Below are 5,006 nucleotides of genomic sequence, written 5' to 3' on the forward strand. Positions count from 1 at the left end.
CTCTTAGCTTCACTCGACTTCGTTAACGCTTCTAAAGCTTTTTGCCCGATCTCATCACCAGCCTGTTTAGCTGTGGTAGCGGTCGATAATGCCGTTTCTGCAATACCTTTCACTTCTTCAGAAATATTCTTGACATCATTGACTAAGGTAAGCGCTGTAGATGCTTTATCCTTCGCTGCATTCGCTTCTGTAAGCGCATTGGTAGAGGCATTTTGGGCTTCTGTTGCGAGTTGTTTGGCTTCTTCTGAGAGTGTCTTAGATGACTCTGCTATCTGTTTGGATTCTCTTGACTCCGTTAATGCCTTCTCTACTGCCGTTTGTACTTGAGACGCTGTTTTTGTAAGTTCTCTAACAGAAGATGTCGCCCGTTCCGATAAACCTTTTGCTTCTTCGGCAATATCCTTCGCATCAGCGGCTGTCTGTTTGGCTCCATCTGCCTTCATACTTGCTTGTGTCGCTACTGTCTTAACTTCATGACACGTTGCTACCGCTGTTGCGGCTACTTGCGTCGTCTCTGTTGCTGTTTGGGAAGCATCTCTCGCTGTTTGTTCTGCACGTTCAGCAATGGATTTCGATTCATCGGCTAATCTCTTTGCTTCTGTCGAGACATGGACGGCGTTCTCACTTGCCTGCTTGACCTCTACAAAACTTTGCAATGCCGTAGCCAATGAACCTTTCGTACTACTTATTTCCCCTGTAGCTCTATCAAATCCTGCCTTCGCCTCTTCTGCCATTTGCTTGGCGGCATCAGAGGCACTCTTGGCTTCTTCGGCTAATCCCTTGGCTGTATCCGCTGTATCTTTTGCAAGATTAGCCGTTGTTGTTACTGCTGTAACCGCTTCACCCGTTTTGGTAACTTCGCTAAGCGCTCTTTCCGATACTTTTTTCGCCTCTTCTGCAACCTGTTGCGCGCCATTCGCACGCGCCATGGCTTTTTCTGCTTCTTTCCTTGCATTAACAACCTGCTCTAACGGCGCAAAGGTTTCATACGAATACAAAGACGCCGTCCCTAAAAGCTTCGGAACAACAACACTGTCTTGAGAAGTTCCTGCTATCATTTCTTCTCTCGTCGCGACAGGTATCAAATATTCATGTTCATGATCGGGTATCTTCATCTGCTTTCGTCCTCACATCATTCAGAGCACTTCGTCTAATGAACACTCTTTCAAATCTTCAAGCTCTTCGCTTAAGGTCTCTAAGCGCTTCTCTAAATCTTTCAGTGAACCATCAAGCTCTGTTTTCAAAGCGGCTTTCAGTAAATCAAAAACGCCATTAAGCGGCGCATGTACAAAACCTCCCCCCGAATACAAAACGACCCGTACTTGAGACGGGTCGCTAATCTCTGATATCGCAAACGGTTTTAATGACATTTCAACTCCTCATGTCTTGATCCCATAAATTACACTCACATTAACGGGGCGCGTTTCAACACCACCAACCCTCTCTGCCATGAGATGATGTTCATGATGCTCTCTGTCATTCAGACCTGCCGTTATAGGCGTTGAATAATATAAAAAATTAGCAAAGGGGCTCCTGATAAACCAAGGTAAACGCGGCGGCTTGTCTTTTTCTGTAAACCAAAAGGGAGTCTCTACCTGTGGACTTCCTGCTATTTGGTCAAATTCTTGATTACACTTGTCCAAAGCATCCCCACTCAAACCTACACACTCTTCGTCTACAGATCTCTTTCGCCTTGTCACGGGCGCTTCAGTAGAAGAAACATTCCGTTTCTTTCGAGAAGAAAGACCTTCTGATGACGCTGGACCTATAAAATGCTCATGCGCTTTTAAAGAACAGGGTTGTATACTTGCAAAAGAACGCCAAGGGTCTAAATTGCGTTCATTATCAAGTCCCCGTAAAAATAGCCCCCGAAAATCGGGAACATTAAACGTCGTGGCGCCATCTCCTTCTCCCCACGTCGTTCCTATGACACAAAATAAATCCCAATAAACATACCGTGAATAAGCACTTCCATCACATGGCAACCAACCATCCGGCAAGCGCTCCATTGCAAACGGTCCTATCAGACCGGAAGGTAAACGTTTTAAGGAAGAAACTTTGCCCCTTGTCGGGTTGAGAACTTGCCAACCCGTAAGCTCTTCATCATACACAAGCGTATAAAGACAGCCATCTTGTATCTCTCCTCCCGATAAGGCTAATAAACCGGTTTCTGTTGCCTTATAAACGGGCTTACCGGCTAAATTATTTAAAGCAATTGTTGTCGCCCCAACATTCTTGCCCTTCGCTTTAAAACAAACCGATATGCCATTCTTATACTCTAAAAATGCCGATTGACTTAGAAGCCTTATCACGCTCGTCTTTTGGTTATTATCAACCGTCACAATCCCTTCAAGAACACCCCCCGTATCCGATAAATACTCACTTACCCGTTGCATCATAAAACGAGCGCTATTATTAACCGTGTTAGGGTGCTGTCCCTCTGACCAATTAATTAAAGCATCAGCACCACCATTCTCAGATGCCGTTAAAGACCAATCATAAATCGTGGACATCTAAACCTCACGTCTTGATTCCAAACACAACGCTCATATTAATCGGGCGCGTCTCACTTATACCTGAACTTGCCAATGCAACATCACGCATGTGAAGGTGGGAATGGGGAAAGGCGAGCTTATGGTGCACGCGTATATCCTCTGCTCTCACGCCCAAACGTTCAGCAAGCTTCAATCTTTGCTGGTCATTCAACACATATCCCCAGATGATCGTCATATCACCATGCCAACTCTCTTCCTGATTTTCATCATTCAAAATCGTAAAGGATTGACCCCCATGGTCATGCTTTCTCATTGCGTCATTTTGTAAAGTGCCAAGATAACGAAAGCGGTCTATCTCGCGGTCATCATCAACACCTCGTAAAAAAACACCACGCAAATCGGGAACATTAAACTTCGTCCAACTATCAGCGCCTCCCCACCTGATCCCTATCGCTTCATAAAGAGCAGGATAATCACTACGCAAATAAGCCTTCCCATCACATGGTAACCAGCCATCTGGCAAAACTTGCATCCCAAAAATCCCTATCGTCCCTAGTGGATAAACAGGGATAACCGGCTCTTGCGATAAAGAGAGAGGCGTAGGATTTAAAACTTGCCAAGCATGATCCCTATAAACCAAGCTATAAATGCACCCCCTTTGAAGCTCGCCTCCCGATAAAACACGGAGACCTAATTCCGTCGCCTTGTAAACAGGTTTAGCCGCCAAATCATTCAAGGCAATTGCGGTTTCCCCAACATTCTTGCCCTTCGCTTTAAAATAAATTGATATCCCATTCTTATACTCTAAAAATTGCGATTGGCTTTGAAGTCTTATCAACGTCGTCTGGTGTTCAGCATCAACCGTAAAAGTGCTTTCAATCACACCACTCGTATCCGATAAATACTCACGCACACGTTGCATCATCACACGAGCACTATTATTCAGACTACTAGGACGTTGTCCTTTTGACCAATCAATCAAATCATCACAATAGGCATTCAAGGAGGCATTTAAAGACCAATCATAGATCGTCGACATCTTACACCTCATGTCTTAATCGCAAACAGAACACTCACATTAACTGGACGCGTCTCGCCTTCACCAGTGCTCTCCAAAACAACCTCTTGGTTCTCATCAAGAGTATGAGAACTTACAATGTAGCCCCCTAAATTCTCACGCTCTATGCCCATAAAATTCGCTAGAGAGCTCCCCCCAAACAAGCCTAGACGATAGCCCAACACATCCGTCGTATTCCCATCCCAAAAATTTTCGTTGCTGGTAAAATGAGACATCGAAAGGCTCTGTCCTTGATGTTGATGCGACTCAATTAAATCTGTTTGCACACTTGCAAAAGAACGCCCCTCATCAATATTGCGCCCTCCATCAAGCCCCCGTAAAAACATCCCTCGAAAATCGGGAACATTAAATGTCGTGGCGCCATCACCCTCTCCCCAAACCGTTCCTATCGTCTCAAATAAATCACGATAATCACGACGCAAATAAGCCTTCCCATCGCAAATTAACCAATCCTTTGGAATCCCACGCATGCCAAACGTTCCTATAAAACCCGTGGGATAAAGACTGCTTTCTTCTTCTTCTAAAGGGAGTGGGGTAGGATTAACAAGATGCCAATGATCTCCATTATAAAACAATGTATAAATGCACCCTTGTTGGATTTCGCCCCCTGATAAAAGCGATAAACCCGTTTCCGTTGCCTTATAAACCGGCTTGCCATCTAAAGCATTTAAGACAATCGTGGTCGCTCCAACATTCCTGCCCGTCGCCATAAAGCGCAAAACGATACCATTCTTATACTCTAAAAACTGTGAAGTGCTTGCAAGTCTTATCACACTCGTTTGTTGGACATGATCATTTGTAACAATGCCTTCAAGCTCTCCACCCGTGTCTGACAAGTATTCCTTTACGCGCTGCATCATCACACGGGCGCTCGTATTCACACTGCTAGGATGCTGTCCTTCGGACCAATCAATCAAATTATCAGAACGCGTATTATCCGCCGCTCTAAGCGACCAATCATAAATCGTTGACATTTCTCGTGAATCCTAGCTTCTGTAAAATGGTCCGTAAAACGCCCGCATGAATTGCGTCATCAAAGGATTATCATCATCATCACTCTCTTCTTCTTCCGAAGCCTCTTCTTGTGATGCTAATAATGCCCTTAAAACCTCTAACAAGTTGTCTCTATTTCTAATGCCACCCTGCGCTGTAGGACTTGCTCTATGAGGCTGCCCCCCATACATCTGTAATACACGGTTGACAAAATCACTTGCACGCATAGCGTTGTTTCCACCATTCAAGCCAACCGCATTGCTCCCAACAATTTGCGCCGCATTGGCATGGGGATTTTGAAGAAGCCGCGCGGCTCCTCCTGCTCCTTGTTGATGGGCTAAATACAATTCCGCTTCACTAGGCGCTCTTCCCAACAGGCGGCTTAAATGATTGCGATTATCAAGCGTCAACCGCCCCATGGCATCTGCCGCTTGCATGGG

5 protein-coding genes and 1 pseudogene are annotated in these 5,006 nt (G+C 45.2%); all 6 read right to left on the reverse strand.

Translation table 11 applies throughout. From position 1 onward, the window contains the following. A pseudogene (locus tag ACFINR_RS08650) lies at positions 1-1,115 on the reverse strand (hypothetical protein); the annotation flags it as partial. A 21-nt stretch (positions 1,116-1,136) separates the two neighbouring features. Continuing rightward, positions 1,137-1,370: a hypothetical protein gene (locus ACFINR_RS08655; protein WP_375654069.1), complete on the reverse strand. Its 234-nt coding sequence runs from the start codon at positions 1,368-1,370 to the stop codon at positions 1,137-1,139. A 9-nt stretch (positions 1,371-1,379) separates the two neighbouring features. Then, positions 1,380-2,513 carry a phage tail protein gene (locus tag ACFINR_RS08660; RefSeq protein WP_375654072.1) on the reverse strand — a complete coding sequence of 378 codons (1,134 nt, stop codon included), beginning with the start codon at positions 2,511-2,513 and terminating at the stop codon, positions 1,380-1,382. A 7-nt stretch (positions 2,514-2,520) separates the two neighbouring features. Beyond that, entirely contained in the window at positions 2,521-3,534 is a 1,014-nt protein-coding gene (locus ACFINR_RS08665) for a phage tail protein (RefSeq protein ID WP_375621736.1), read from the reverse strand. Positions 3,535-3,542: 8 nt separating this feature from the next. Beyond that, the gene (locus ACFINR_RS08670; RefSeq protein ID WP_375654075.1) at positions 3,543-4,547 is read right to left on the reverse strand and encodes a phage tail protein; all 1,005 of its coding nucleotides are present in this window, start codon (positions 4,545-4,547) and stop codon (positions 3,543-3,545) included. Positions 4,548-4,559: 12 nt separating this feature from the next. Further along, positions 4,560-5,006, reverse strand: a 447-nt coding sequence (locus tag ACFINR_RS08675; protein ID WP_375654080.1) for a lytic transglycosylase, incomplete at its 5' end; no start/stop codon positions are given.

It is taken from the genome of Bartonella sp. AP19HLJMH (assembly GCF_042196245.1).
GTDB lineage: Bacteria > Pseudomonadota > Alphaproteobacteria > Rhizobiales > Rhizobiaceae > Bartonella.